28 protein-coding genes and 1 pseudogene are annotated in these 26,334 nt (G+C 56.2%); 23 read left to right on the top strand and 6 right to left on the bottom strand.

Going from position 1 to position 26,334, the window contains the following annotated elements; all coding sequences use genetic code 11:
- Positions 1-173 precede the first annotated feature (173 nt).
- Positions 174-458: a winged helix-turn-helix transcriptional regulator gene (locus tag DHN55_RS14720; protein WP_337660418.1), complete on the top strand. Its 285-nt coding sequence runs from the start codon at positions 174-176 to the stop codon at positions 456-458.
- 27 nt (positions 459-485) lie between these two features.
- Here the strand turns inward: DHN55_RS14720 and DHN55_RS14715 are convergent, their stop codons facing one another.
- Together DHN55_RS14715 and DHN55_RS14710 are read right to left on the bottom strand one after the other, a co-directional pair.
- The gene (locus DHN55_RS14715) at positions 486-839 is read right to left on the bottom strand and encodes a VOC family protein (protein ID WP_108882231.1); all 354 of its coding nucleotides are present in this window, start codon (positions 837-839) and stop codon (positions 486-488) included.
- A 34-nt stretch (positions 840-873) separates the two neighbouring features.
- On the bottom strand, positions 874-1,875 hold the full coding sequence (locus DHN55_RS14710; protein WP_337660338.1) for an agmatine deiminase family protein: 1,002 nt from the start codon (positions 1,873-1,875) through the stop codon (positions 874-876).
- A 283-nt stretch (positions 1,876-2,158) separates the two neighbouring features.
- Between DHN55_RS14710 and DHN55_RS14705 the strand changes: the two genes are divergently transcribed.
- Positions 2,159-2,554 carry a DUF1761 family protein gene (locus DHN55_RS14705; RefSeq protein WP_108882229.1) on the top strand — a complete coding sequence of 132 codons (396 nt, stop codon included), beginning with the start codon at positions 2,159-2,161 and terminating at the stop codon, positions 2,552-2,554.
- Between the two features lie 78 nt (positions 2,555-2,632).
- On the opposite strand, the gene DHN55_RS14700 is transcribed toward DHN55_RS14705, so the two are convergent.
- On the bottom strand, positions 2,633-3,073 hold the full coding sequence (locus tag DHN55_RS14700; protein ID WP_108882228.1) for a glyoxalase superfamily protein: 441 nt from the start codon (positions 3,071-3,073) through the stop codon (positions 2,633-2,635).
- A gap of 426 nt (positions 3,074-3,499) precedes the next feature.
- Between DHN55_RS14700 and DHN55_RS14695 the strand changes: the two genes are divergently transcribed.
- Positions 3,500-5,035 (top strand): ankyrin repeat domain-containing protein, encoded by a 1,536-nt coding sequence (locus DHN55_RS14695; protein WP_108882227.1) that lies wholly within the window; start codon positions 3,500-3,502, stop codon positions 5,033-5,035.
- A 432-nt stretch (positions 5,036-5,467) separates the two neighbouring features.
- On the opposite strand, the gene DHN55_RS14690 is transcribed toward DHN55_RS14695, so the two are convergent.
- Positions 5,468-6,631 carry a glycine cleavage T C-terminal barrel domain-containing protein gene (locus DHN55_RS14690; protein ID WP_108882226.1) on the bottom strand — a complete coding sequence of 388 codons (1,164 nt, stop codon included), beginning with the start codon at positions 6,629-6,631 and terminating at the stop codon, positions 5,468-5,470.
- 129 nt (positions 6,632-6,760) lie between these two features.
- Here DHN55_RS14690 and DHN55_RS14685 point away from each other — a divergent pair, with 129 nt between their 5' ends.
- The 4 genes from DHN55_RS14685 (at position 6,761) to DHN55_RS14670 (ending at position 10,864) form a co-directional block, all read left to right on the top strand.
- Entirely contained in the window at positions 6,761-7,681 is a 921-nt protein-coding gene (locus DHN55_RS14685; protein ID WP_337660337.1) for a LysR substrate-binding domain-containing protein, read from the top strand.
- A 109-nt stretch (positions 7,682-7,790) separates the two neighbouring features.
- Positions 7,791-8,324 (top strand): sigma-70 family RNA polymerase sigma factor, encoded by a 534-nt coding sequence (locus DHN55_RS14680; protein ID WP_108882224.1) that lies wholly within the window; start codon positions 7,791-7,793, stop codon positions 8,322-8,324.
- Positions 8,325-8,527: 203 nt separating this feature from the next.
- Positions 8,528-10,354: a vWA domain-containing protein gene (locus DHN55_RS14675; protein WP_337660336.1), complete on the top strand. Its 1,827-nt coding sequence runs from the start codon at positions 8,528-8,530 to the stop codon at positions 10,352-10,354.
- An 18-nt stretch (positions 10,355-10,372) separates the two neighbouring features.
- Positions 10,373-10,864: a hypothetical protein gene (locus tag DHN55_RS14670; protein ID WP_337660335.1), complete on the top strand. Its 492-nt coding sequence runs from the start codon at positions 10,373-10,375 to the stop codon at positions 10,862-10,864.
- A 38-nt stretch (positions 10,865-10,902) separates the two neighbouring features.
- On the opposite strand, the gene DHN55_RS14665 is transcribed toward DHN55_RS14670, so the two are convergent.
- Positions 10,903-11,265: a ribonuclease E inhibitor RraB gene (locus DHN55_RS14665; protein ID WP_108882221.1), complete on the bottom strand. Its 363-nt coding sequence runs from the start codon at positions 11,263-11,265 to the stop codon at positions 10,903-10,905.
- A gap of 227 nt (positions 11,266-11,492) precedes the next feature.
- Here DHN55_RS14665 and DHN55_RS14660 point away from each other — a divergent pair, with 227 nt between their 5' ends.
- From DHN55_RS14660 to DHN55_RS22385, 15 genes and pseudogenes are all read left to right on the top strand, one after another.
- Complete coding sequence (locus DHN55_RS14660) at positions 11,493-11,867, top strand: cupin domain-containing protein (protein ID WP_108882220.1); 375 nt, start codon at positions 11,493-11,495, stop codon at positions 11,865-11,867.
- Positions 11,868-11,973: 106 nt separating this feature from the next.
- Positions 11,974-12,354: pseudogene (locus DHN55_RS22610) on the top strand (DUF6362 family protein); the annotation flags it as partial.
- Positions 12,355-12,796: 442 nt separating this feature from the next.
- On the top strand, positions 12,797-13,006 hold the full coding sequence (locus DHN55_RS14650) for a hypothetical protein (RefSeq protein WP_108882218.1): 210 nt from the start codon (positions 12,797-12,799) through the stop codon (positions 13,004-13,006).
- Positions 13,006-14,640 (top strand): portal protein, encoded by a 1,635-nt coding sequence (locus DHN55_RS14645; protein ID WP_108882217.1) that lies wholly within the window; start codon positions 13,006-13,008, stop codon positions 14,638-14,640. The genes DHN55_RS14650 and DHN55_RS14645 overlap by 1 nt, the downstream gene beginning before the upstream one ends.
- A complete protein-coding gene (locus DHN55_RS14640; RefSeq protein WP_108882216.1) occupies positions 14,640-14,930 on the top strand; it encodes a hypothetical protein in 291 nt (96 codons plus the stop codon). Before DHN55_RS14645 ends, DHN55_RS14640 begins: the two co-directional genes overlap by 1 nt.
- Positions 14,931-15,923: a hypothetical protein gene (locus DHN55_RS14635; RefSeq protein ID WP_108882215.1), complete on the top strand. Its 993-nt coding sequence runs from the start codon at positions 14,931-14,933 to the stop codon at positions 15,921-15,923.
- 188 nt (positions 15,924-16,111) lie between these two features.
- Positions 16,112-16,522 (top strand): hypothetical protein, encoded by a 411-nt coding sequence (locus tag DHN55_RS14630; protein WP_108882214.1) that lies wholly within the window; start codon positions 16,112-16,114, stop codon positions 16,520-16,522.
- 142 nt (positions 16,523-16,664) lie between these two features.
- Positions 16,665-17,639 (top strand): glycoside hydrolase family protein, encoded by a 975-nt coding sequence (locus tag DHN55_RS14625; RefSeq protein WP_108882213.1) that lies wholly within the window; start codon positions 16,665-16,667, stop codon positions 17,637-17,639.
- A 245-nt stretch (positions 17,640-17,884) separates the two neighbouring features.
- Positions 17,885-18,757 (top strand): phage capsid protein, encoded by an 873-nt coding sequence (locus DHN55_RS14620; RefSeq protein WP_108882212.1) that lies wholly within the window; start codon positions 17,885-17,887, stop codon positions 18,755-18,757.
- 15 nt (positions 18,758-18,772) lie between these two features.
- Positions 18,773-19,033, top strand: a complete 261-nt coding sequence (locus DHN55_RS14615; protein ID WP_108882211.1) for a hypothetical protein — start codon at positions 18,773-18,775, stop codon at positions 19,031-19,033.
- A gap of 401 nt (positions 19,034-19,434) precedes the next feature.
- On the top strand, positions 19,435-19,980 hold the full coding sequence (locus DHN55_RS14610) for a hypothetical protein (RefSeq protein ID WP_108882210.1): 546 nt from the start codon (positions 19,435-19,437) through the stop codon (positions 19,978-19,980).
- Between the two features lie 161 nt (positions 19,981-20,141).
- A complete protein-coding gene (locus tag DHN55_RS14605; RefSeq protein ID WP_108882209.1) occupies positions 20,142-20,537 on the top strand; it encodes a hypothetical protein in 396 nt (131 codons plus the stop codon).
- Positions 20,537-21,190: a hypothetical protein gene (locus DHN55_RS14600; RefSeq protein ID WP_108882208.1), complete on the top strand. Its 654-nt coding sequence runs from the start codon at positions 20,537-20,539 to the stop codon at positions 21,188-21,190. Before DHN55_RS14605 ends, DHN55_RS14600 begins: the two co-directional genes overlap by 1 nt.
- 423 nt (positions 21,191-21,613) lie before the next feature.
- Complete coding sequence (locus DHN55_RS14595) at positions 21,614-22,246, top strand: hypothetical protein (RefSeq protein ID WP_108882207.1); 633 nt, start codon at positions 21,614-21,616, stop codon at positions 22,244-22,246.
- A gap of 43 nt (positions 22,247-22,289) precedes the next feature.
- The gene (locus DHN55_RS22385) at positions 22,290-22,754 is read left to right on the top strand and encodes a hypothetical protein (RefSeq protein ID WP_337660334.1); all 465 of its coding nucleotides are present in this window, start codon (positions 22,290-22,292) and stop codon (positions 22,752-22,754) included.
- A 328-nt stretch (positions 22,755-23,082) separates the two neighbouring features.
- Here the strand turns inward: DHN55_RS22385 and DHN55_RS14590 are convergent, their stop codons facing one another.
- Positions 23,083-24,837 (bottom strand): ATP-grasp fold amidoligase family protein, encoded by a 1,755-nt coding sequence (locus tag DHN55_RS14590; RefSeq protein WP_108882206.1) that lies wholly within the window; start codon positions 24,835-24,837, stop codon positions 23,083-23,085.
- 398 nt (positions 24,838-25,235) lie between these two features.
- On the opposite strand from DHN55_RS14590, the gene DHN55_RS14585 reads away from it, so the two are divergent.
- Entirely contained in the window at positions 25,236-26,327 is a 1,092-nt protein-coding gene (locus DHN55_RS14585; RefSeq protein WP_108882205.1) for a polyamine ABC transporter ATP-binding protein, read from the top strand.
- Positions 26,328-26,334 lie beyond the last annotated feature (7 nt).

Below are 26,334 nucleotides of genomic sequence, written 5' to 3'. Positions count from 1 at the left end.
GGTTGGCATGATATGTTTTGTAAGTATTTTTTTACAAGAAGGCAGAATTTTCGTATATAGTATCAAAAAACATACTATTGGGCATGAAAGGCGAAAACGCATTGGAAAACCATGAAGAAACCGCTGGAATTCGCACCGCAATCCTGTCTGATAACGACGGCGCGCTATGCCCTATGCCGGATATCGCCAAGCTGATTGGCGGCAAGTGGAAACTTATCATTCTGCAGATACTCATTTTTAAAGGCACCAAGCGGTTCAGCGAGCTTCGTCGAATGATAGAGGGTGTCACCCAGACGATGCTGACCAACCAGCTGCGTGCGCTGGAAAAGGACGGTCTTGTCAGCCGTAAAGTTTATGCGGAAGTGCCGCCAAGGGTGGAATACTCAGCCACTCAAAGGGCCATGGATCTGCAGGACATGTTTCATGCCATGCACGAATGGTGGACAAAGGGGGCCTGAACCTGCCGCCATCTGAACGCGTGGGCCCTAGCCGGTGTGTGAAATGATATTGACCAGTTTGTCAAACGGATCGCGGACAAAAAACCGGCGAACGCCCCAGGGCTCATTGGTTAGCGGGTATGTGATGTCAAATCCAAGTGCCTTTGCCCGCTGATGGACTTGATCCACATCATCCACCTCGATCGAGATGTCCGGCACCGGTGTGCCGGAGCCGCCTTCACTGGCAACACTTACCTGCACTGGAGCCGGTCGATCTGCTGCGAAGGTAACAATCCAGCCGTGGTCCATCACCACTTTGAGGCCCAGCAGTTCGCTGTAGAATTTGTGGCCTTCGCCAACTTGGTTTGCTGCGATGTTGGCAACGATGCGTTTGACTGTCATGTCGATCCTGTCGGGTTCATGCCATGATGGTTCATCATGCCGGCATCTGTTGTGTGGCGCAGTGAATGCCGCCGCCGACTTCACCGAGTGTATCGACATTCAGGGTGACAACTTCGCGGCCGGGATAATGTTTCTGCAGCGCTTTGACTGCGATCCGGTCTGCTTCACGGTCACCGAATTGAGCTGCGATCACGCCACCATTGCAGGCATAGTAATTGGCGTAGGACGCCACGAAGTCGATGGCCTTGACGCGCCGTCTGACCGGTTCCGGAATGACCTCGACATCAAGCTTTGCCGCCACCAGCGTGTCATGCGTATCAAGCGCTGCGACATGGAAAGGGTCCTTCATGTCAGGCTTGTCAGGCAGGTTGATCAGAACCCGGCCCGGTCCGGTAAAACGGGCAAGGCTGTCAATATGGTAGTCGGTGATGTCTTCTCCCGCCACGCCGGCAGACCAGATCATGCGTTCGGCCCCGTAAGCGGCCAGCAGGCGTTTTTCGACATCATCACGGGACAGGCGGGGATTGCGGTTGTTGTTCACCCATGAACTCTCATGCGCCATCAGCAGGCCATGCCCGTCATGTTCAACACCACCGGCCTCGCCCTTGAGGCCTGAATCGATAACCGGCAATCCGAGGCGCTTGGCAATCCGTGCTGCGACCAGGCCATCCTTCTTGTGAATCTGCCTGCCGCCCCAGCCATTGAACCGGATATGACTGACCGCGAGTGTGCCGTCCGGCTGCCTGGCAAACAGCGGACCTGAGTCTCTGCACCACAGGTCTTCCGTCGGAATGTCCCATAACTCAACCGAAGCAGCCAGGCGTTTACGCGCCGACATATGATCCTCCGCTCCGGCCAGCAGCGCCACGGGTTCAAATTCTGCAATCCTGTTGGCTATATCGGCGATGGTTTGCTGCAGAATATCCAGGAACGCCTTTTCCGGATGGACCTGGCGACTGCTTGGCCACTGCATGAAAGTGCGCGCATGCCGGTCTTCTTCGGCGGGCACCACAAGGGCCGGTTGTTTAGCTGCCATGGCCGGCCATCCCCTCAGACCGGTGAACCCAGCGGCGGCGCTTCCGGTCAGCATGCTTCGCCTGTTCAATTGCATAATCCCGACAACGTAGATCTGTGCAAGGCTACGACACAAGGCCGGGACTTGAGAAGAGCGGTGTCAACGCTGAACATTCACGGATTTGCGCAAAGCTTGGCGTCCATCGGCAAATCCGATCCCCAATTCTGCGAGAAGTGTTTTAGTGTACTGAGCGGGAAGGGCCTGTTGAGGGCCTCCCGAAATAACTCATTCAAGGAGCACTGACATGGCGGAATTGACAACAGGAGTAAGCTGGCTTGCGGTTGTTGCAGGTGCGGTTGTTTCGTTTCTGGCGGGCTGGCTTTGGTACTCGCCAAAGCTGTTTGGGCCCAAATGGGCAGAAGGCGTTGGCGTGGAAATGGGCTCGGCCGATGAGATGCCGATCGGCGCCATGGTGTCACAGATGGCCGGACTGTTCCTGATGAGCTGGTTTGTCGGGGTCACGGCGGTTTCAAACACTCTCGCCACCGTCATTCTGGCCACACTGGCATTTGTTGTCCTGGCCTACTCAGGAGGCATGTTTGCGAAGAAATCCGGCTATGCCCGAAACGTGGATGCCGGTTACTGGATTGTGTCCCTGGTCATCATGATTGTTTGCCAGGGTATTTTCCGCAGCATGTAGGGCGGATTGCCGACGCTGCGGACATGGCGCCTGGAGAGCGTCATGTCCGCAGTTGTCATAGTGATTGAGCCCAACGGATCAGAGCTGCAGCCTGAGTTGCGGTTCGCCGTTGGATGTCTTCTCAGCCGTCATGCCGTCGCGCCCGACAAAGCACGAAACGCGCTGGCGAAAGGCTGAGAAACTGTCAAACGTGACGACATCTACCGGTTCGTCGAAGTGCAGCACGATCCGGAATCTGTCGGCCTGCGAGAATGTTTCCAGAGCTTTGACTTCACCGATAAACGGTTGTCCGAGATAGTGGCCGCTGACCCTTTGCCCGGCTGCAACGGGACTGGCCGGAGGCCGGTTGCCGGTTGCGGCATGCAGCGTGTTCCAGTCCTTGTAGCCGTGCTGATGGGCCAGCAGTTCAAGTGAACGGCTGTGGCCGATGACGGTGCCTGAGGCAGTGAGTTCCTCGCGCAACCGCTTCGCCTGGATTTTCAGGACGTCGATAGGGGGAAGGGGAGATGATCTGTTCATTGTAAACCTCATTCAGGTGTCGAATGCGGAAAACCAATGGTGCTCACATTGCCATTAGACCGCACACATCCGAAGTTGGTGAATGAGATCAGTTCCAGGACTTCACCGTGGCATCAGCCTGTGAGCGGCGGGGGCCTGAACCCTGTCTGTTAGGTAATAAATGGGTATGAGAATGTCAAATGCAAGGGTGATCACCTTTAAACGCCACTACAGGCCGAACGCATACAACACGTGCCAAAGGCACCCGGTCCCACGGCCACATCGTCAGTTGCGAAAACCTGCCGGGCCGATATACTGATCCGGCCTGTTGGGAAGGCCGCCCGGTTCGCGGAAAGCAGTATCTGCATCCCCTCATATTCGAAGTCACCCATCGGTTGATCTCATGCCCTGACAGCGAGCCCCGGGCATTATGTGAGGAGACCGACAATGCACTCTCTTGATACCCTTCGCCGTGCGGCAAAAACCTTGCGCAAGGCCTGTAATGACGGCGATCCGGCAGCGCTGGAACGGTTGGCTGTTCACCCGCCGCGCAGTGATCCCGGCAAATTGACCCATGCTGATTTTCTCCATGTGATTGCGAAAGAAAATAATTTCGCCAGCTGGCCGTCTCTGAAACTGGCCGTTGAGATAAACGGCATGGACCGGGCCCGCAAACAGCAGAGGCTGAAAATTGCGCTGTATCATGGTCACAACTCCGTGGTGGACCGCCTGCTGGCCGACACACCGGACCTGGCCCATGGGTTGCTGGGACTGGAAATTGCCCTTTATGACCTGCCGGCTGTGAAGGCGGCCCTGCGCCGGGACCCGGGTTCAGCCGTTGCACTGCTCGGTCCGCGCCGGCCCATTCTGCACCTGGCATTTTCAAAGCATTTCCAGGCCCACCCGGAAAAAGAAGATGCCATGATGGCCATTGCCGACCTGCTGGCGGGACATGGCGCGGACGTCAATGACGGTTTCCCTTTCGAACCTGGTTCGGATCACCTGCTGTCTGCGCTGTACGGCGCGCTGGGCCATGCCGACAATATGCGGCTTGCCGCGTGGTTGCTCGAACATGGTGCAAACCCCAACGACAATGAAAGCCTTTATCATGCCACCGAGCTTGGCCATCGCGACGGGTTGCGTCTTCTGCTGCGTCATGGCGCGGACCCGGCCGGCACCAATGCACTCTTGCGCGCCCTGGACTTCAATGATCATGAGGCGGTGGATCTGCTCGTGAAGGCAGGCGCCGACCCCAATGAAGGTGTCAGTCCGCATCCGTCCGGCGAGGCGCCGATGGTGATAAGCGCACTGCACCAGGCAGCCCGGCGCATGTGCGATGCGAAGATGGCGAACCTGTTGCTGGAGGCAGGTGCCGACCCGGACCTGCTTTATGACGGCATGACCGCCCATGCGCTGGCGCTGGTGTTCCAGAATGCGGACGTGGCGCAGGCCATCAAGGATGCCGGTGGATCAACCGAGCTTCCCGAAAGTTTGCAGCCGCTGATCGCGATTTCTGAGGGCCGCGCCGCCGGTGTGTCCGTGGACCCCGCCAGCCTGCCTAAGGAATGCCGCCACATGCTGCACAACCTCATCCATCTTCCCGGCACCTTGCCGCGTATCAAGCGGCTGGTTGCCGGTGGGCTTGCGTTTGACGAAGCCGACGACATGGATATGACGCCGGTACAACTTGCCGGCTGGGCGGGGCTACCGGAAGTGATGAGCTTTTTTCTGGACATGAAACCGGACCTCAATCATGTCAACGGCTATGGCGGTACCTTGCTGTCCACCGTTATCCACGGATCGGAAAACGCTCCGCAAGCAGTAAACCGGGATCATGTCGCGTGTGCCCGCCTGGCCCTGCAAAACGGCGTACCACTGCCGCGCCGGGCAATAGAGCTGGCCGGCGAAGACAGCATGGCAGAGTTTCTGGCGGACTGGGCCGATACCCACCCCGATCAGTCAGTTGATCACGGCGTGGCGTGAGCCTCAGCGAATACACCACCGGGTGCCAGCACAGAGATTTGCGGGCACCCGGGGCGAGCCGAACGCTTCTGGAAAGAATTCAAATTCTGCGGATTTCAATGGTTTCATTATGGGCTATCAGTGCCGGTGACCATCAAAATGCATGTAGCCCGCGCTGGTAACGAAAACTTTGCAGTTCGTCGATAACCTAACGTCAATAAATTCCGTATCCAGACGAAAGCAACAGAGATGACTCTACCCCGATGCGACAAGGCAGATGAAACGACCGAAGAAGCCAACCTTGCTTCAAACGGTCTGTTTCGGATTCTGCTGATTGGTGCAAAGGCCTCGATTATCCTGTTTGTTGTCAGTGCGCTTCTGCGGCTTTAGGCGGTTTTCAGGTTTACCGGCACGGAGTTTCTGCAAATCCAGTCGGACACCGCTTCCTCAGCTTCAGGGAATAGTTTTGTCGAGGCCGCGCGGAATACGTTTTTCCCGGTCGTAAAACGGCAGTTCCACAATCTCACAGGCAACCGTCTCTCCTTCCGCTGTTCGCATCATCAGTGTTTTCCCCGCCCAGCTCCCTGCCGCATGGAATCGCGCATACCCGATGCCAGCTTCCAGGTAAGGCGACCATGCACCGGCAGTGATGCGGGCGACGTCGCTGTCTCCTTCCAGGATTGCACCGTGATAGAGTGGCGTGGCAGCTGCACTCTTCACGCCATAAATCCGCGTACCGGGGCTGCCGTCAAGAAGGGCCGTCCGACCGATGAAGTCCTCTTTGTCGAGATCCACAAAGGCGTCGAGACCGGCTTCAAAAGGCGTCATGGACATGTCGAAATCAGTGCCGTTGTCCAGGATACCGGCTTCCAGCCGGCGGATCTCCATGGATGAGATGCTGCTGACTACCATGCCGTGAGGTTCACCGGTTTCGACCAGGTGACGCCACAGACGCGGGCAATCGGTTGCCTCTCCCTGGGTGTAGATTTCGAAGCCCAGTTCACCAGTCCATCCGGTGCGCGAAACGTAGACCTGTTGTCCGCCGATGCTGAAAAATCCGGAATGAAAATACCCCATGGTTTCATCAATCGCGCCGCCGGAAGCTGCGTGCATGATGTCGAATGACGTCGGTCCCTGTATTTGCAGCACCCGTGCCTGGGGGTCGGAGATTGTGACGTCAAAACCCTCGCTGTGAGCATGAAACCATGTCTCCAGCGCCCCGTCTGGCTGCACATACCAGAACCTGTCTGCCGCCAGCCTGAACAGGATGCCATCCATGAAAACGCCGCCTTTGGGGGTGCAGGCAATGGCATAACGGCCACGTCCCTCTTTCAGGCTGGAAATCCTGCGGGCAAAAACACGCTCCAGGAACGCCACAGCATCACGGCCGGAAATCTCCACAGGGCGCTCCGGCACATCGTACAGGGCCGCCTTGCGGCGCAGCGCCCAATAGGCAGCTGTGATGTCTTCACCGTTGAACACGCTGTAATAACGCCCCGCATAGACACCCATCACCGTGTGCTCATTGGCCCAGCAGTCATGGAAAGGAGACAGTTCAAACCGCCTGCTGCCTACACGAACTGTTTGCTGTACGTCTGAATGTATAGAATTGCTCATCGGGTTTCCCTGGATACAGATCTGATTTTCTCTCAGAAATACAGGTTTCTACCCACTCCTGAAAATCATTTGATCTGCGTAATAAAGTTAGTTTATCTATATTTTATCATGAACAGCTGGTTGCCATCATTGAATGCACTGAAGGCGTTCGAGGCTGTGTCGAGGCATCTGAACTATGCCCGCGCGGCTGAAGAATTGCGGGTGACGCCGGCGGCGGTGAAGCAGCTCGTCGGCAAGCTCGAGGAAGCACTTGGCACGCAATTGGTCCGGCGCAGCGGACGTGGCCTGGAACTGACTTCGTCAGGAAGCTCAGGCTGCAAAATGCTCACGTCCGGCTTCGCTCAGGTCCGGCATGCAGTGGATGTGATGCGCATCCCGGATACCCGCAAACAGCTGATCATTTCGGTTGAACCGTCTTTCGCCACAGCCTGGCTCGTGCCAAGGCTGGAGAGTTTTCGCGAGACGAATGGCGAGATAGATGTGCTGATCGATTCCTCGTTGAAGATCGTCGACCTGGAAAACAGTGCGGCAGATATCGCGGTCCGATTTGCCCAGACGCCGCAGGGCGATCTGGTTTCCCACCGGCTGTTTGACGAACAGCTTTGCGCCTTTTGCAGTCCCTCACTTGCGTCCGGTCCGCAGGAGTTGAACGCAATAGATGACCTTCAAAACGCCACCTTGCTGCATTGGGATTTATCCGAGCTCAGTTGGGCACAAGCCACCAGACGCTGGATGGGTTGGCAACCATGGCTCAAGGAAGTTGGGGCTGAACATATCAGTTCGGAAACAGGCGTTCGCTTCAGTGACTACAATCTGGCTGTACAGGCTGCCATAGCAGGGCAGGGGGTTGTCCTGGGAAGCCAGCCGGTCCTGCATGATCTGGTAGAGGCAGGTCTGCTTGTCTGCCCGTTTCCTGAGCGGGTTGTCACCGACATCGGTTATGATCTGGTGACCACACAGCGGGGTTTGCGCAGACGTGAAGTCCGGAGCTTCATGGACTGGATTATTGCGGAGGCGTCTTCTCAGACCGGGCTCATTATGGATGGTTGATCGGCTCAAACCAGCCGAATTCCGGGTTGCCGACACCATGTTTCCAAAAAAATGTTCTGCAACCGCCAAGGAAATGCTGTTGTCATGCGTCCAATGACAGAACATGCGAATGAACACGAGTGACAGCGAGCTGGCCGCGCAGGCCGCAAGTGGCGATATGGCGGCCTTCCAGGTGCTGCTGGAACGTCACTATGACAGCATATTCCGAATTGCGCTGCGCTTTACCGGCGTGCGCGAGGATGCTGAAGATGTGGCGCAGACGGTTTGTACATCGCTTGCGGGAAAACTGCGCTCCTTTAAGGGTGAGGCGCGCTTCACCACATGGTTGTATCGGATTGTGGTCAATGCAGCGCAGGATTTTCATCGCCGGCAAAGCGCCACGACCCGGCTGCACCAGGCCTATGGCGAAGTGTCCGAACTGGCGCGGGGCGCAGAGGCCGATACCGCCCGCGAACTGGCATGGCTCTATGACGCGCTGAACTCGGTTGGCCGGGATTTGCGCGAAACCGCAGTTCTGGTGTTGGCTGAAGGCCTGACCCACGCCGAAGCCGCAGACGTGCTCGAAATCAAGGAATCCACCGTGTCCTGGCGCATGCATGAGCTGCGCAAGGAACTTAAAACGCTGGCGAAAGCAGAAGCATGAAGGACGAACTGAACAGGATGGAACGGGCGTTCGAGCGGCAGGCAGCCGTTCGTCCAAGTGATGCTGCGCGTCAGGCGGCAATGCGGGCAGCCACTGAGGCTTTCCAGAAGGAAAATGCACAAGCCCACCAAGGATCGACCATCGGTAACCGTCTTAGAGAGCGGGGCAATCAATTGCTTAGCGCACTCAAGAGGAGACCTTTCATGGACTTTGCACACCCCAAACTCACACACCTGATGGCCGGCGGCGCCAGCATTGCCGTACTGGCGGTCGCAGTTGTTGGTATCGACCACATCAGACCCGACATTGTGCCCATGCCGCTTGAAACCAAAGTGGACCAGGCCACACCTGCGGATGAAAAGGATGCCATTGCGGCTTTGACGGATAGTTCGCCTGTTGCACGGCTTGAAGAAAGTATGCCCAAGACGAAAGAAGCCGGGAAACAACAACCGAATGCTGCGCTATTGTCGAAGCGGGAGAATGAGGCAGCACGCAGTATTTCGAGGCAGATCGTCGGCGGTATTGCCGCGTACGAAGGGACCCAGGGCTTGCGCAGCCGTGATGACGCTGTGGTCCGGCAGTACCGGGAACAGGGTCGCGACAAGTTCTCTGACATAGCGCCCAATCCACTTAAAGTTGTTGCGAAAGACCCGGTGTCAACATTCTCGATTGATGTTGATACGGCGTCTTATGCCTTTGCGCGTAAAGCCCTGAATAATGGTGTGCTGCCGCAAAAGGATGCTGTCCGTGTCGAGGAAATGGTCAACTACTTTGATTATGGCTACGATGCCCCTGACAGCCGTAGTGAACCGTTCCGGGCCAATGTGTCGGTGATGCCGACGCCGTGGAACACCAATACCAAACTGTTGCGCATCGGTATCAAGGGCTTTGAGCTGCCGAAGACCGATGCACCCAGGGCCAACCTGGTGTTCCTGATTGATACGTCCGGTTCCATGAACGCGCCGGACAAGCTGCCGCTGCTGCGCAATTCTTTCAAGCTGCTGCTGTCATCGCTGAAACCGGACGACACGGTTTCCATCGTCACTTATGCAGGCTCTGCCGGCACGGTGCTGGAGCCGACCCGGGTGGCGGACAGGAGCAAGATTCTGTCCGCGCTCGAGCGTTTGAATGCCGGCGGCTCGACCGCCGGTGCGGAGGGCATTCGCCAGGCCTACCAGCTTGCCGAACGCCAGATCGACAGTGCCGGGGTCAACAGGGTGATCCTTGCTACCGATGGTGACTTCAATGTCGGCATTTCCGACACAGGCGAGCTGAAGAGCTTCATTGAACGCAAACGCGCGTCCGGCGTCACCTTGTCGGTGCTGGGCTTTGGCCGCGGCAACTACAATGATGAGCTGATGCAGGCGCTGGCCCAGAACGGCAACGGCAATGCCGCCTATATCGACACGCTGAGCGAAGCGCGCAAGGTGCTGGTGGAAGAGGCAGGCTCGACCCTGTTCACCATCGCCAAGGATGTGAAGCTGCAGCTGGAATTCAATCCCGCAACTGTCAGCGAGTATCGCCTGATCGGCTATGAGACCCGGCTCTTGAACCGCGAGGACTTCAACAATGACAAGGTCGATGCCGGAGACATCGGCGCCGGACATTCCGTGACCGCACTGTATGAAATCACACCTGCCGGTGCTGAAGGACGGTTGGTTGATGACCTGCGCTATCAGACCGAGTCTGCGAAACCGGAGGCCGACAGCGCTGACGAATATGCCTTCATGAAAATTCGTTACAAGTTGCCGGACAGCGACACCAGCACCCTGATCACCGCCCCGGTGACGAAGGGCTCGCAAGCAGCGTCGGTGGCTCAGGCATCACCTGACGACCGGTTTGCCGCGTCCGTGGCAGCGTTCGGCCAGGTGCTGCGCGGCGGCCGGTATACCGGCAGCTTCTCCTATGACGACGTGGTTGCGCTGGCGCAGTCAGCCAAGGGTGAGGATCGTTTCGGCTACCGGGCGGAGTTCATCAACCTGGTGCGGCTGGCCAGGTCCGCTGCGGCGCTGGAGCCCGGCAAGCAATAATGCGGCGGCGGTTCCTGCGTGAAAAAGGCAGGAACCGATCCCCAATTCAACCCCAGGGAAATGTGCCGATTTTTGAAACCGGTCAATCCAGTTGCAATCAAGGAACTTGAAAAAATGTACTGTAAAATCAAAGCTGCATTCGCTCCGAAAACCCTGCTGACTGTGATAGCTGTCTGCGGCCTTGCCGCCACCTCATCACCAGGGGAAGCCAGATCCATTGCCGCACCGGCTTCTGCATTCGTCAATGTCAACGTCAGTTTCGATATGCAGATGCCACTTGCAGGTAATGAGGTGAAAACCCTGTCCGACGCCCAGACCCGCGGCAGGAGAATGATCTACAGGCAGGCGGTAACCGAATGCCCTGTTCTGCTGGACACCATTGCCGATACCTGCAGCCTGACCAGACTTAACGTTTCTTCGCGGGTGAACTACCGCAACAACAACCAGGAGCAGTTTCTGCACGTGAGCGGCAATGCTCAATTCAACATTACATTGAAGGATGCGGATTAAGTGCCGGAGTATGGCTGGGCAACCGTCATCAGGTTTGCTCAGTCACCGGTTTCGACAGCGCACTCCCAGCCGTCATAATGCCATCCCGCCTTGGAGAAGCGTTCCAGCAGATCTGCTGTAAGGTCATCAAAACCTGCAGAGGCAACTTCACGCTCGTGTTCGAATACAATGCCGTCGCTGTCGTCCGTTTCGGTGAAGCGTACATCGAGATCGCTTAGCGATAACTTGACGTCTGCCTTGGGTTGGGCATTTGATCCTTCGACCGGATAGGCAAAATGAATGACATGCCTGGCCTTTTTTCCGTCGTCGCCATGCTTGCGCAGCTGGACCCTGACCAGTTCATTCTTTTCCGAGCGAGTGGGCGCATGCCCGGATTTTTTGCCCCATGGCCATTTGATCATGCCCGTTCTCCTTGCGACCGTATTGAAACAACCCAATGACGATACGCTGGCAGGAAAGAGTAAAAATTTTTGCAAAGAGCGGACTGTTGGCAATCGTCCGCATGTCCTGCACCACAAAGCCGGAAGCTGGGAAGTGTCACTGCCTGGTGGCGTACTGAATGCAGCCGGTTTCCCTTGTTTCGCTGTCTGGCGCTCCCCACATCATGACGAATCCAAGGAGTATTTGCATGAGCCGGAAACCCGTACATTTGACGCGCAGTGACTGGGCATCGGACGACCGCCTCTGGAAAGGCGTGTTGCAGGGCAGGGACATCGGCACCGGCGTGACGGTTATTTTCTACGCAACCGAGAAGACAGGCGTTGGCCCCAGGTGGCACGTGCATCCTTATGACGAGATTTTCATAGTTCGTACCGGCAGGGCCCTGTTTACCATCGGCGATACGAAGCTGGAGGCAAGTGCAGGCGAGATACTGCTGGGTCCGGCTGACATTCCTCACAAATATGAAAATCTTGGCCCCGGACTGCTTGAAACCACCGACATTCATGTCAGTGACAGATGGATTCAGACTGACCTCGATGATCCCGAGCTGACAGCGAGCTGACCGGTTGCGCACTCTGACAGTGGCCGTCCACCACTTCTGGAGGCGCAAACGTGGTGCGGGTAAAATTCAGCGGTTAACCCTGCTGCCTGAAAGGACCCCCCCACATATGACCTGGACCCCCGAAATTGTAATTTATCGACTGATCCGCGCCGCCGACACCACCAGGCGTCTGCCCGGCGGCGGGCTTCGCCCGGCAGGCTTTACATCTGCCTGGCCGGCAGTGCGTGATGAATGGGCCGATCAACTGGCCCGTGTCGGCTCGGAAGAGACCCGGGGCCGGGACCGGCCGCGCCTGTCGCCGCCGCGCCCGGGCGAGATAGACCGCATGTATCAATGCATGGACTGGATGGTGCATGTCGGTGACCCTGAACACCGTAAGGCGCTGATGACCTACTGCCGTGACAAGGCCCATGGCTGGCGGTTTTCCAGGACCTGCAAAAAACTCGGCTGGAACCGGCGGACTGCCTACAACCGAAAAGACAAGGCGGCACAACAGGTTGCATCGAGCCTGAACAACAAAGCGGTTTCCTTGTCCCGGGCCGACATTGACGCGGTTACACAAATAGCGGCAAGAATCGTGGGCATAAGCGATACGATTGAAACCGGCTTGAAACAAACTGCATTGCTTCATCCCGCTCACGCCAGCAGCCTTCGGCTGCGCTCCGCTGGGGCGCACTTCATGCGGCGGCCAGTCGGCCTTGCCTCAGCACTAACGTGCTTTGTTTCATTCCGCTCACGCAAGCAGCCTCCGGCTGCGCTCCGCTGGGGCGCACTCCGTGCGGCGGCCAGTCGGCCTTGCCTCGGCACTTCGTGCCTCGGAGGGGCTATTACGAGGTCATTCAGGGTCGGAGAACGGCCTGAGCGAAGCGAGGACAAGCTGTTCGACCAATTAATAAAGCTGTTCGACCAACCAAAAAGGAGACAATCCCATGTCCAAGGCCATCAAGGCGATCGGTTCGATTTTCAAGCCGAAGATCCCGGAAGTTGCGATCAGCAAGATTCCCGATCCCGGTTCATTTGCCGGCAAACTTGCAGCGCGCGACAAGGTGCGTGAGCGCCGCAATAAACGCGGCGGGCGCGACGCCACCATCTATTCCGGCCAGTCCTATTCCGGTTCCAACCTGGGTGGAACCGCCTGATGGCATTGCCCGAACGCGCCACCCGCCTGTGCGCCATGGCGGCGTCTGCCTTTGCCGCAAAGCAGGCACTCAACTCGTTCTGGCAGGAAGTGGCTGAACTGCATTTTCCCGAGCATGCCGACTTCACCACCAGCAAGAACGATGACGGTTTTGCCTCCAACCTGTATGATTCAACCCCGGCGCTGTACCGTCGCGATTTCGGTAATTACCTGGGCTCGGTGCTGCGTCCCAAGGGCCGGGAATGGTTCAAGGGCAGGGACCGTGATGACGAGGTCAACGGCCAGCAGGAAATCCGCGCGCATTATGAGCGCACCGACAAGCGCATGCGTGCGCTTCTGTATGACAACAAGTCCCAGTTCATTTCAGCGCAGGCCCTGGCCGATCATCAGTACGTCACCTTCGGCAATTGCGTCACGTCAGCCGAACCGCGGTCGGACCGCTCTGGCATGTTGTACCGTACCTGGCACTTGCGCGACTGCGCCTGGGCAGAAGATGTCGACGGTGAGGTGGATACGGTCTACCGCCGCTTCAAGATGAAGGTGGCGCACTTGTGCGCAAAGAAAAACGCCGGCTGGACGATCCCCAAAAAGATCACCGACAAGCTGAAAAAGTCGCCTGATGACAAGGTGCAGTGCCTGCATGTGGCGATGCCGATTGATGCATACTACGTGGCCGATAAACCGAAATCCTCCGCCAAGGACTGGGTGTCGGTCTATATCTGCGAAGACAGCAAAGACATCCTGTTTGAAGAGGAACTCAACGAGTTTCGCTATGCGGTCAGCCGCTGGTTCCGGCTGTCCGGCTCGCCTTACGCAGTGTCGCCGTGTACGGTGATCTCGACGCCGGACGCACGCACCATGCAGTCGATGACATGGTCGATCATGCAAGCCGGCGAGAACGCGGTCGAGCCGCCTCTGGTGGGGCAATCCGAAGTCGTGCTGGGGCCGGTCAACCTGTTTCCCGGTGGCATCACCTGGGTCGACAAGAATTATGACGAGCGCAACGGCGATGCCATCCGGCCGGTCAATTTGGGCAAGGTGCCTGAGCTCGGTATTTCGCTGCACGGGGCTACCCGCCAGCAGCTCGGCGATGCCTGGTATCTGAACAAGCTGTTCCTGCCGGTGGGCGGCAGCGAGATGACGGCGCAGGAAGTGGAACGGCGCTGGCAGGAGTTCCAGCGCGCCACGCAACCGATCATCGAGCCGGCAGAACCGGAACGCAACGGCCGGGTGCTGGACCTGACCTATGAGGTCGCAGCAAACATGGGCTGGCTCGGAAGCGATGAGGACCGGCCGGAGGAAGTGGACGGCCGTGAATTCGACTGGACCTATGACAATCCGATCGAGGATGCCCGGCGCGACGGCCTCGCGCTGTCCTTTGGCCGTGCCATGGAACTGACCCAGGCGGCATCTGGTGCCGATCCGAAAATCGCCGCCCGGTTCAACGTCACCAAGGCCTATGGCGACACCATGATCGCCATCGCACCTGCCCAGTGGATGCGCGAGGAAGACGATCCGGAGGTTGAAGCCGCCCAGGCAGAGATCGAACAGGCCGCGCAAAGCCAGGGTGCCATTCAAGAAGCCGGCCAGATGGCCGATGTGGCGGCACAGGCGGCCAAGGCGGGGATACGATAATGTCAGGCAAACCATCCCCCGGTCCGAAACCGCTTGCTGACAGCTGGCCGCGGGACCTGACCGTCGCGGAAGTTCTGGCAATCAAGAGCCTGGGCGCCGGGGTTGCCAACGAGGGGCAGCAGAAAACAGCGCTCGAGGTCATCATGAAGCGGTTTTGCGGTTATTACGAACTGACTTTCCACGAACACAGCGAACGGTTGTCTGCCTTCGGTGAGGGCCGACGTTATGTGGGCGCGATGATCCAGGAAGCTCTGATCACCCCCGCAGCCCCCAATCAGGAGAAAATCTAGGTGAAACCACACTGGTCTGAAATTTATCGTTGTCCTGCTGATGCGGACGTCACTGGTGCCGATGCTGTTGCCGATGCCAGCTCACAGTCGAGCCTCCAGGACAGAACCCTGTCCTGGTCGGATAATGGCAAGGAAGGTTCGCTATATGATGAGGCGGGAACGGTTGCACCTGATGCAGCATTGTCCGACGCAGATCGATCTGCTCCAGATAAAACTGGTGATGGCCATTGGCCGGATGACTGGCGGGCGCAGATGGCCAATGGCGATGCCAAGGCGGCACGGCTGCTGGAGCGCTATACCTCGCCTGATGCGGTTGGCAAGGCCCTGATGTCGGCCCAGCACCGCATTCGTTCCGGTGAATTGAAACTGAGGCCGGGTCCTGAGGCGACAGAGGAACAGCTCGCTGACTGGCGGCTGCAACACGGTATTCCGGAGACGGCCAAGGATTATGATGTGCCGATCCTGCTGGACGGCAAATATGAAGACCTGGACGAGTTCGGCAAGGCGTCGATAGATGCGTTTCGCGGCACATTTCATGAACTGGACATGCCACCGGAGCATGCGGAAAAGATCATGTCGGTGGCCAATGACGTGGCCGTGCAGCAGATGGAGCGCCAGGCGGAAACCGACGCCATTCGCCAGGAGGGCACTGAGGATTCCCTGCGCATGGACTGGGGCGCGGACTACAAGAAGAACATCGCGCTGAACGCGCAGTTCATGCAGGACAAGCTGGGCGACAGCTGGCAATCGTTCGTCACCGCGCGCACGCCGGAGGGGTTGCGGCTGGCCGACGATCCGAAATTCAACAAGTTCATCAACCAGATGGCGCGTTCGGAAGGCGGCACCGTGTTGCAGACCGGCGAAACCGCCGCCGGCCACAATGTGCAGGCCCGCATCGAGGAAATCCGGAAAGTCATGTCCACCGACTATTCAAAGTACAAACGCGAAGGCCTGGATGTGGAGTACAGCAAACTGCTGGAGGGGCGGCGGTAAATCATCTGGCGGGAAATAGGATGTCAGCCATATGCTGACATTGGTCATTCTACCACATTTCCGTATTGCAATGTTCTTGTTTTAGTCCCATGCTGTCAGCCTGCTGATGGACTGCCGGTATATTCCGCTTGCGGGTAGTCGCCGAACAGTTCTTGAAAGACAACAGGAGCCGATGGAGATCAAGATTCATGTACTGGAAGAAAACCACGGCAGGATTGATCGTCTTGTTCTCATCCTTCATGGCCGCCGCTCATGCGAATGAAGAAAGCACGTCACATTCTGACAAGCCGAAAGACATAGTAGATGGCTATCACATATCCTGTGCATTGGAGACGGAATCTCCGACACTCCTGACCGCCCCTGATCCTAAAAGTCTGGGTCGCGAGTTTGTATTCGACACAACCTTTTCGTTTAACCCGGACCGGTTTGTGGAGAAGGACGGCGTCCAGTATCTGGAGGGGCGTTTGATAAACGGCGCAATGCGGGTCATGTACAAAGGGCCGGAGTTCCCCGAAGCGACCCGGGACCAGTGGTATGCTCTTTCGTCTGAATGGGACTGTGCGCTGTACCGCATAATTGATGGTAAGCGCAGGTATTAATTCTGTTGTCCCCGCTCACCTAGTCACTTTGAGAACCACACTGCAGCTCTAGCGTTGCGCGTCTTCCTGCGCAGTGCAGAACGACCTTTTGTATGGGCGGCAGCGGTCAATTTTGCATTCATCGCCTGGATTGTCATCCGACATGGGCAACCTTGGAAAGCAACCACATATGAGCATGAGAACTTCCCAGGCCGGCATCGGCCTTATCAAAAACTACGAGTCGCTTCGCCTGGATGCGCATGATGTTGAGGGAAAAGGCAAGCTGACCATTGGGTATGGTCACTACAACGATCCGGGTGTGGCTGCGGGAATGATCATTACCGAAGCGCAAGCAGAAGCCTATTTGCGGGAAGATCTGCGAAAGCACGAAAAGCAGGTAAGCAGGGCAGTCAAAGTACCTCTGACGCAAAACCAGTTTGATGCTCTGGTATCATTTTCCTTCAATACCGGGGCGCCCGCTGATGACTCTGTTTATGAAGAAATCAACAAAGGAAATTTCGACAAGGCCATGGTCGAGTGGTCCGGGTGGAGAAATTTCGGGACGCAGTTTTACGGTGGGATCAAGAAGCGCCGAAACGATGAAATCGAACTGTTTATGGGCGGAGACGCCCAAAGAGATCAAAATCTTACCGATCACTATGAGAAGAGACCGGAACTGAAAACCTTTATCAGAGATGCTGTCAGACAGGGCCTGCAAGAAGGAACCATTGGAACTGATCAGATTCTTTCACTGGACAAGAACCTGTCCAGAGAATTCTACGAGCACTTCTTTGGCGATATTGAAAGCGATACTGGTGCGCCGACGCCCGGGTTCAGCGGCTATTCGGTCCGGCAATCTGAAAGATCTGATAAAGACGATTGGTTTAAACCGGGTCGTGGTGATCTGTTGGTCAGTAAACCCGGCGAACCGGGCAATGAGCATCCCGATCCCATGATGAGCCTGGCCGGTGCCGACGAGCTCGAAATCCACCAGATGGCCGAAGAGGTGTTTTCCAGCCTCACGCTGGATGACTGGGCCGTCATCCCGAACGACGATGATCCGTTCGGCGGGCGCGACCCGTTTGCCGACGGGATGAAATGGGTGCCCGGCCTTGGCCCGCCGCCCGAGACGCCTTGATCCGATACTCCATTCAAACCGGTTATCCCGCACATCGCGGCCCCGGCTGAACCTCAGGCGCAACGGCTACGGGTCTGAACGCCCGCAGTTCGACGCCTGAACCAATCCGCTACTGTCCCCCGCGTCCCTGTGGGGCAAGTGAGCCGGCCCTTCGCTGAAGCGAAGACACCCCGGCAACTTGCCCCACAGGCCATCCGTCCAGGACCCGGCTTTCATTCAACCCACATGAATAGAGGAGGGACACCATGCCTGGTGCAGCCCCAATGATTCAATATCGGGAAGAGATGGTACTGGCCTTTGGTCAGCGGCAATCGCTTCTCAAGGACACAACAACCAAGGAAAGCCAGACCAAGGGCAATCAGGCCACGTTCCTGATCGTCGACTCATCCGGCACGACCGTCACTCGCGGTGTCGGCGGCCTGATCCCGGCGCGTGACAACAACAACACCCAGACCACCGTCACGCTGAAGGAGAAACACGACCTCATCGAAATGACCGGATTCAATATCTTCCAGTCACAAGGTGATCAGCGCGAAATCATGCAGATCAACACCATGTCGGTGTTGAACCGCGATATCGACGCCACCATTCTGGCGCAACTTGAAACCGGCACCATTACAACCGGTACGACGGCAACCGCGTCACTGACCATGGTGCAGAAGGCAACGACATACCTGATGAACAACGGCGTTCCGTGGGACGGCAATGTGTTCGCGGTGATCTCGCCGGCCTTTCTGGCCTACCTGATGACCATTCCGACCTTCTCAAGTGCGGATTTCGTCACCGTCAAGCCGGCGGTGAATTATCCCGGCTGGAATGCCATGGATGCCAAGACGGCCTCGAGCATGGGGCAGGGCTGGTATGAATGGCTCGGCGTGAAGTGGATCGTGTCCAACCAGATCGCCGGTCTCGGCACCAGTTCGGAGCTGTGCTTCATGTATCACCGCAATGCCGTCGGCCATGCAGCCGACGCCAAGGGCATGGACGTGGCCATCGGCTATGAGGACAAGCAGCAACTGTCGTGGTCGCGCTGCTCACTCTACCACGAAGCCAAGCTGCTTCAGAACACCGGCATCGTGCAGATGACACATGATGGTTCCGCCATCGTGGCGTCTTAAAGGAAAGGATTACACATGGCTTATGTAACAGCACAATGGAACTGCGTGATCCCGTGCGTGGGCGACCAGCCGAAAGTCTGGCTCGCATACGGCACCGACATTCATACCGCTGTGGACGCTGCCGACTTCATCGAAGACGGTGCCGCCAAGGGCATGAAGATCAATGACGTGGTGATCTATGTGAAGACCACGGCGACCGTCGGGGCCACCACTCATGTCGTCACCGCGGTGACCGCAGGTGGTGCCGCCTCCATGTCGCCGGCCATTTTGGCCTGACGATCTCAAACGACATATCCGGTCCGGCAGTTTTGCCGGGCCGGGATCGCATCTGGAAGAAGGGGGTGGCGTTTTTCAAGTGTCGAAAAAGCACTGCCGTTCAATAGGTTACCGGATAATTGAACAACAGGTGAGTTTCGTTGTTGGCCTGCCTTGTTGACCTGCTTGCACAAATTCCGGCAAACACATGCGTATCAGCGTTACAGTGAAGAAGTTTGCATCTTGCCGTTCACGCTTCTGGTCTCTTTTGAAAGCAAAGGTTGTCATCTGTGGTGGACATCCGACAAATACCATTGCGTGTGTTGTAAGTCTGCTCCAAAGTCCGTCTCATGAAGCGTATTATTGAGTTAGTCAGTGTTTGTGTGGTGTGTGGCCTTGCGGCCGGGTGTGGAACGTCAGGATTGTCATTATTCGACGATGACGAGACACCGGCCAGTGTCGCCAACAGCGGAAGTAACGCGAACCTGGCGGGCACCCCGCCTCCGGCGAATGGTGCACTGCCTGCAAACGTCGGCAGATATCCGCCGCCACAACGCTATTATGAACTGACTCTGGACGGGTTTCCGGCAGCCACCAGGTGCCACGTTACCGATGCGCAGGGCAGGGTTTCGAAAAGAGGAACCGGCAGGCGGATTTCAATCAGCATCACCGGATATCCAAGCGTCGGAGTTGTGGCGTGCTCGACCGCCTCTTTGGCACAGTTTGTCATCGATACCAACCGGTGGGCATTCACCCAGCCCAGGCGCCCCGGTGTACGGGAAGGCGATGTTGAAAAAGTATATGTCGAGGTGGAATACAGCCTGACCAATGCGAAACTGACCCCGGTCGCCAACATGACCATGCACACCAGCGCCGGTACGTTCACCGACCGGATTGTGCTGGACAATCTCCGCCAGCAAGCACCCGGCTCAGGCAGTCAGCTTCAGTACCGGCTGCCGCCAAGCTGACCAGGTGCGCCGATCAGTGGTCGGGCCCGGAGGCATTCAGCCAAATGAGTAATTTCGGCTGCCACTACGGATAACAGACGATTTAAAGCCCAATACGGGGCGTGGTTCTTCAATGGATCCACGCCCCGTTTCGTATTTCAACCACAAGGAACAAATCAAGAATGGCCAAGAAACCCGCTTCCAGCCCGGCTGCAGCCAATGCAACAGCCTTTGTCAAAACATGTCCCAACGGCCACAGCGTGTTTCAGCTGGCCAGTCATGTCGAGAGCAGATTCATGGTGCAGATCCCCGAAGGTGACCAGCTGGACGATATCTGCAAGCCGTCCTATTGGGCGCATCATGCGGCCCGGGTTACGCCGAAATCGTTGCTCACCTGTATCGACCAGCGGCTGCGCTGGGAAGCCGACCTGCGGGTGCTGGAGGCAGGGCGCAATTACCTTCGCGTCGCCGTGGTGCGGCATGTGGAATATGACGTAAAGGCGTTGGGCAGGCCGGGGCGCTGGATGACCGACCGGTTTTCCGACCGTCGCTCAAACCTTGATTACAGGCGGGCGTGATGCGCGAAAAGTCCTATCTGTTTGCCATGAACGGCGGCGAGGTGTCGCCGCTCGCATTGGGTCGCGTTGACCTGTCGCGAATGCGGATTTCCGCCGAGGTGATGAAGAACTGTTTTCCGCGGGTGATCGGCCCGATGGCGGCGCGCCCCGGACTCGCCTATCTGTCGTCTACAGAGGGAGACGATGAAGCCAGGAACATTCACCTGCCTGACAAGCAGTTTCTTTGCAATCGCCGGTTGACGGAAAGGTCAAGTTCGGCAACACTCTGTAATCGGAATATTGGGGTTTTGATGGACGGGGGCAGCGACGTGTTTAGGCATACAATAGTCATTGGGATAACGGCATTATTCATCGCAGGGTGTGCGGGCAGGTCGCCGCAGCCGGTTGCGACGACACAGCCAACAGATCACTTGGCAGACTGTGCTCAGATAAAGGCTGAAATTGAGGCCAACAATTCTCGACTTAAAGAGTTGGCAAAAGAAGAAGACCTGAAACTCGCTCAGAACATAACGGCGGGAACGCTCGGTGTGTTCACCCTTGGCCTGGGCTGGCTTGCTCTGGACGCCCAGGGCACGGCGAAAACCGAAGGCCAGGCGCTCTCGGCCAGAAACCAGTACCTTGGGCAAATCGCTCAAGAGCGGTGTCGCTATTAGGTGGCCTCGTTCACTAGTCCCACTGGGGCCAAAAAGGGGTTAAACCTTTAGCTTCTCGTCGGGCATTATGTCGTTCCAAGAATGTGGCAAAGATGATGGCTGCTGCGAAAAGCGGCAGGAAAACCCACCGACCATGAGTCTTCACGCTCCAATGTATTAGAACACCCCATGCCTATGACAAAGGGTATGGAGCCAAAGGTAATCGCGACCCTTCGAGACAGCTTCAATATACCGCCAGCGCAGATTGTGCGGTTGAACCAATTAACTGCCGGTCAAACTTCTCGATGCTGCCTGATTGCACACACAATAGCTAACATGCCGCTCACAACATGCACATAGAGCAAAAACTTCTTACGTGCGACGGAAGCGAGTTACTGGGCTGTTCTTCGGAGCGGCCCTTTTCTATGATTAGAAGGTTTTTCAATGCCCCGTATCCCGACACGAGACAATCTGCGCCAGGGTGTGCCGCAGCCGACTGGCGGCATCGTAACTGCCCCGCGTGATTTCATAGGCCCGGCTATTCAAAGGACCGGTAAGCAACTGTTTGATATCGCAAAGAAGCAGGCTGCCCAGGGACGGCAACAGGAAAAGGCCAAACAGCAACAGTCAGCGCTTGAGTTGGCAACTGCGCGGTCCCGGTGGAACTCAAGCCTGTTTGCCGAACAGAAAACCTACACGCCTGAACAGAAGCCGGACCTTGACAACTGGGGCAGGACATATAGAGCCCGCGCAACCGCTTGGCAGAAACAGGCTGCCAGGACCATTTCTGACCCCGGCGTGCGCCAGCGGTTCATGGCCGAGACACAGCATGATCTGGAGCAGGGGGGTATCAACATAGACCAGCAAGCCCGTGATGCCGGCATGACTGCCCGCCGGGCAGAAACGGAAAAGTCTCTGCTGCAGCAGGTTGACAGTGCTGCGTCGCAGCCTGATGAGGATGCAAAGACGATCATGGGCGGTGTGCGTGCCACGCTGCAGGACATGGCTGACACGGGCATTATTTCTGTTGAGGAAGCCGCCGCGCCGGACGCAGTAAAATCAGATCAGACCGTCTGAACAAGTCGGGTGACGACTGTTCGATGAACCAATGTTATGAGGGGTGAAAAATCAGACTTCTTACAATGGAATTGAGCTGCATCACTCTACAGAAAAGCGAGACAAAGAGTTTTCTTTAGATCGCTTGGGACGAATCGGGATTGAAAAGAAAGTCGTTCGCTTCGTCTCTCAAAGGGCGTTTGCCGCGGGCGGGAAATTCGACAAACCAAGAGAGTTTAATGGTTGGGCGGTTGTTAGAGTTAGCGAGTTGTTAAAAGCTCGACAACAACCAAAACTACTTTTGGTATCGTCACCAGTAAAAAATCCTGAACCGGATGATAACCCATATCATGCCCATGCAATTATAACCCAAGACATGACGCCTCATTTGGCCGCTCTACATCTGCGTCACATTTTTACAAAACACGGTTGCATAGAGGAAGTGTCAAATAAAATTGAAAAATCTAGTTATAGTCAAATACTCGAAAAATTAGTGAATTGGATGTTTGAAAAATTTGGGATTAAATGAATATGCATTAGTAAATATAACATGTTGTTGAGACTAATTCTGATAATAGAACAACTCGCTCGCGCATCGTTTGCCGGTATGGATGTTTTCCTTTTTCAGGCAAAGTGCGCTAATGAGAATTTATGTCAACTTAGCTGCAATCTGTGTGGAAAACGCTTTTCTAATACCATAGCCCGGATTCGGCATGTAGATAACTTCTATTGAGGACAATTGGTGCTGATGTGCCTTGGATTGCGCCCATTGCTTTGCCCCACTCTGCCGGACGAATGTTATGTGGGCATGTCGGTAGCGAGTTGCTCGCGTAGATGGCCGCAGATGCCGTTTACTTTCAGCGAAACAAAAGACTAGTCACTTTGGAGAAAACGGACATCTGCTTTTGCTGCCAAAGTGAGCCGATTTGAAGATCAATGTCCCTGGGCGGCCATTGGTCATATTGCGCGTCTTGCGGGTACAGATAATCGTGTCCCGAACCTGGATACACTGTCAGCTCACCCAGAAAAACCGTCTCGTTCACGCAGTACAAATCTACCCGCAAATGATCGAGGTTTTCCGCCAGGCATTCTGCAATCTCGATCATCTGGTCAAGTTTTTCCGGACGCGCAACATTCTCGAGATACTCCCGGACATGGTTTCCCTCTTCCGCCCATCCCGTCCACTTACGCAATTTCAACCTCTTCCAGTTTCGATCGAACGTAGTGGTAAAACGACCAAAATACTCCTTTGACGAAATGTGCTGGATGTATTCAACCCTCCCGGAAAACACCGAAATTTCGTAGTGATCCGGATGTGGTTTCCACATAGGTGCAGGCAACAATTGTTCAACCTGAATTTTCGGGGTGACCTTGCTGTAAGCCCATTCACCCATGGCTTGACCGTGTGGTTCCTCAAGCCAACTTCGGCAAAGCTTCACAATCGTCGATCTGTCAATCTGCTCGGCGTTTTGTACAACGTATTTAGCGCCGCTGCGGTGGTTGGGCTTTATGATGCACGGAACAGGCAAATCATCGAACGGAATTTGCTCGGGATCTTCGCCGGACCAGTGAATTTCGGGCGATCTGACCGAAGCATCGGATTTTGCCGCGTATTCATGCGCTCTCAGCTTGTCGCAAAATATCGTGAATTTGGCATTGCGGTCGAACAACTTCCTGCACTGCAGTTTCTCGGAGTAGGTCCTTGGGGTTATGTAGTTGGGAGCATGCCCCGTTGCCCGGATGTAGAGTTTCGTGTTGTGCATGCACCTGGACGCAATCAGTTTGTTCGCCAGTTTGTGCAACAATGGAGCGTCAATGGAAAATGCGGCCTGCAGGCATTCCTTGTCGCTGCAGACTTTGTGAGGTGCGGGGATGCTGATCGACCCTGGTTCACCGTACTGCTGAAAGAATTTGCCGATCAGCGAAGTAGGGTGGACAGGTTTGTTTTTGTCGATCTGGTAACGCCGCAGTATTTCAGACCACAGGTGAACAAATCGGGCATCTTTGCATGCCTGCTCGAGCCATCCTGCGTGGGCCGGCTCCAGGGCATTCATGGCCGATTCCCAATTATAAGGAAAAATCTCTGAAGCGGGCCTCACGAAGTCGCCTAGACCAGCACTTGTGATCTCGGCACTTAACAGCTTTGGTCCGGTTTGTCCCCAACTGGCTCGAGTGCCGATTTCAGCGGCTTTTCTGAAACAGCGCTCCATCAGATCGTCACCTGCAGGTACCTTGATCACTGCGCTGCATACCAGGCTGCCTTCATCCTGATAACCGAATACGTAGGGGTCGGATGGCAAGTCATCGGTTTGACAGACGACATCCAGATCGACCCACCATCCGCCTTTTTGAAACAATAAATTGTAGCGAAAAAGATTGGAAAAAAGCGACACACTGCCTTTGCCGTCGCCATGTTGGTAGAACACGACTTCGCTTTCCGGCATGATTTCGGCAGCGTCCACAAGATTGCAGCCGTGCGGAACATTCAGGTCTGGCGTATAACTGTAAACGTCAAATTCGTGACCATTTGCCAGGAATGAATTGATGCACATTGTCTCGTATTGCGATAACTTTTCTCCATACCAGAAAGACTGAACTCTTGACTGCTTCATGTATGGCTCTCGGAGGTCGGAACAGCATCAAACACAGGTCGCGCACGGCATTTCACTAACAAATTTCGCGACAATATGGAAAAGCAAAGAGCAGACTTCCATCACAGCAGACGGATACTCCGGATTTCGTTGTTCAAAAGGTGTTGCCTGATGACTAGTCCGCCGAAAATCTGTTCGCGCTCTGCCTGAACCACACATCATGTGTCAGGCGCATATGCTGGTGATCCGTCGGCTCCCGCTTCAACCTGCCTTATAATCCGGCACCGCCTGCACAATCTATGGTCTTGGCATCGCCGGTGAATTCAGACTAGGCTTTCGATCATGAGAATGTGAGGCCCGGTCGTGTTTGGTCCGGAGCCAGTGAGGGAGTGGGCGGTTTGCATGGAAATCTCGATGCCATGCCGGCGATTTCGGCGCAAAAGGTCACCAAGGTGTTTGGGGCGGGGCCTGGCAGTGTAACGGCGCTTGACAGTGTTTCCATCGACATCCAGCGAAACGAGTTCTTTACTCTCCTGGGCCCGTCAGGGTGTGGCAAGACTACACTCCTGCGTCTGATTGCCGGCTTCGATCATCCCACCAGCGGGCGGATTGATCTTGAAGGCAACGACATTTCCTACCTGCCGCCATTCAAACGCCCGGTAAACACGGTGTTCCAGTCCTATGCACTGTTCCCCCATATGAGTGTTGCCGAAAACATTGGTTTTGGCCTGAAAATGCTCGGCAAGCCCGCTGGCGAAATCGAAGCTGAAGTCGCTTCCATGCTGAAGCTGGTCAAGATGGAAGCCATGCGTGATCGCTCCACCGCACAGATATCCGGTGGGCAGCAGCAACGTGTTGCGCTGGCGCGTGCTTTGGCGCCGAAGCCAAAGGTGCTGTTGCTTGACGAGCCGCTGTCCGCGCTCGACCTGAAGCTGCGCAAGGAAATGCAGATCGAACTCAAGCGTCTGCAACATGAGACCGGCATCACATTTGTGTTCGTTACCCATGATCAGGAAGAAGCCCTGACCATGTCGGACCGCATCGCGGTGATGAGCGCCGGCAAGGTCTTGCAGGTCGGCAGCCCCAGGGACATTTATGATCGCCCGTCGAGACGCTTCGTGGCGGATTTCATCGGCGAGACCAACTTCATGGACGCCGAGCTGATGTCTGCCGGAAGCGGCGCTGCCGGCAATTCACAGTTAAAGTTGTCGTCAGGCAAACAGATTGCGGCCAGCCTGCCGGATGGCGATATCGCCGCGGGCAATGTAACCGCCGTGGTGCGGCCTGAACACGCCTCGCTGACGAAACCGAAAGCATCGTCTGTCCTGACGGGAGTGCTGGAAAATGTTGTCTATTTTGGCACCGACACCCACTACCATGTCGCGTTGGCGACCGGCGGCAACTTCACCGTGCGCATGCAGAACGCTCGCGGTCGTGCCGGTGAATTCGGTGAAGGCGACAAGGTGGGCATCGACATTGATGCAGGTGCCACTCAGGTGTTGAGAGATTGAGGTTGCC

The sequence above is a fragment of the Anderseniella sp. Alg231-50 genome (assembly GCF_900149695.1).
Classification (GTDB): domain Bacteria; phylum Pseudomonadota; class Alphaproteobacteria; order Rhizobiales; family Aestuariivirgaceae; genus Anderseniella.
The sequence above is the reverse complement of the archived record's forward strand: the minus strand, read 5'-3'. Positions and strand labels throughout refer to the sequence as shown.

Coding starts and splice junctions, on each gene's coding strand:
- DHN55_RS14720 (WP_337660418.1), top strand. CDS start 174: ATGCCGGATATCGCCAAGCTGATTGGCGGCAAGTGGAAACTTATCATT.
- DHN55_RS14715 (WP_108882231.1), bottom strand. CDS start 839: ATGACAGTCAAACGCATCGTTGCCAACATCGCAGCAAACCAAGTTGGC.
- DHN55_RS14710 (WP_337660338.1), bottom strand. CDS start 1,875: ATGGCAGCTAAACAACCGGCCCTTGTGGTGCCCGCCGAAGAAGACCGG.
- DHN55_RS14705 (WP_108882229.1), top strand. CDS start 2,159: ATGGCGGAATTGACAACAGGAGTAAGCTGGCTTGCGGTTGTTGCAGGT.
- DHN55_RS14700 (WP_108882228.1), bottom strand. CDS start 3,073: ATGAACAGATCATCTCCCCTTCCCCCTATCGACGTCCTGAAAATCCAG.
- DHN55_RS14695 (WP_108882227.1), top strand. CDS start 3,500: ATGCACTCTCTTGATACCCTTCGCCGTGCGGCAAAAACCTTGCGCAAG.
- DHN55_RS14690 (WP_108882226.1), bottom strand. CDS start 6,631: ATGAGCAATTCTATACATTCAGACGTACAGCAAACAGTTCGTGTAGGC.
- DHN55_RS14680 (WP_108882224.1), top strand. CDS start 7,791: ATGAACACGAGTGACAGCGAGCTGGCCGCGCAGGCCGCAAGTGGCGAT.
- DHN55_RS14675 (WP_337660336.1), top strand. CDS start 8,528: ATGGACTTTGCACACCCCAAACTCACACACCTGATGGCCGGCGGCGCC.
- DHN55_RS14665 (WP_108882221.1), bottom strand. CDS start 11,265: ATGATCAAATGGCCATGGGGCAAAAAATCCGGGCATGCGCCCACTCGC.
- DHN55_RS14660 (WP_108882220.1), top strand. CDS start 11,493: ATGAGCCGGAAACCCGTACATTTGACGCGCAGTGACTGGGCATCGGAC.
- DHN55_RS14650 (WP_108882218.1), top strand. CDS start 12,797: ATGTCCAAGGCCATCAAGGCGATCGGTTCGATTTTCAAGCCGAAGATC.
- DHN55_RS14645 (WP_108882217.1), top strand. CDS start 13,006: ATGGCATTGCCCGAACGCGCCACCCGCCTGTGCGCCATGGCGGCGTCT.
- DHN55_RS14640 (WP_108882216.1), top strand. CDS start 14,640: ATGTCAGGCAAACCATCCCCCGGTCCGAAACCGCTTGCTGACAGCTGG.
- DHN55_RS14630 (WP_108882214.1), top strand. CDS start 16,112: ATGTACTGGAAGAAAACCACGGCAGGATTGATCGTCTTGTTCTCATCC.
- DHN55_RS14625 (WP_108882213.1), top strand. CDS start 16,665: ATGGGCAACCTTGGAAAGCAACCACATATGAGCATGAGAACTTCCCAG.
- DHN55_RS14620 (WP_108882212.1), top strand. CDS start 17,885: ATGCCTGGTGCAGCCCCAATGATTCAATATCGGGAAGAGATGGTACTG.
- DHN55_RS14615 (WP_108882211.1), top strand. CDS start 18,773: ATGGCTTATGTAACAGCACAATGGAACTGCGTGATCCCGTGCGTGGGC.
- DHN55_RS14605 (WP_108882209.1), top strand. CDS start 20,142: ATGGCCAAGAAACCCGCTTCCAGCCCGGCTGCAGCCAATGCAACAGCC.
- DHN55_RS14600 (WP_108882208.1), top strand. CDS start 20,537: ATGCGCGAAAAGTCCTATCTGTTTGCCATGAACGGCGGCGAGGTGTCG.
- DHN55_RS14595 (WP_108882207.1), top strand. CDS start 21,614: ATGCCCCGTATCCCGACACGAGACAATCTGCGCCAGGGTGTGCCGCAG.
- DHN55_RS14590 (WP_108882206.1), bottom strand. CDS start 24,837: ATGAAGCAGTCAAGAGTTCAGTCTTTCTGGTATGGAGAAAAGTTATCG.
- DHN55_RS14585 (WP_108882205.1), top strand. CDS start 25,236: ATGCCGGCGATTTCGGCGCAAAAGGTCACCAAGGTGTTTGGGGCGGGG.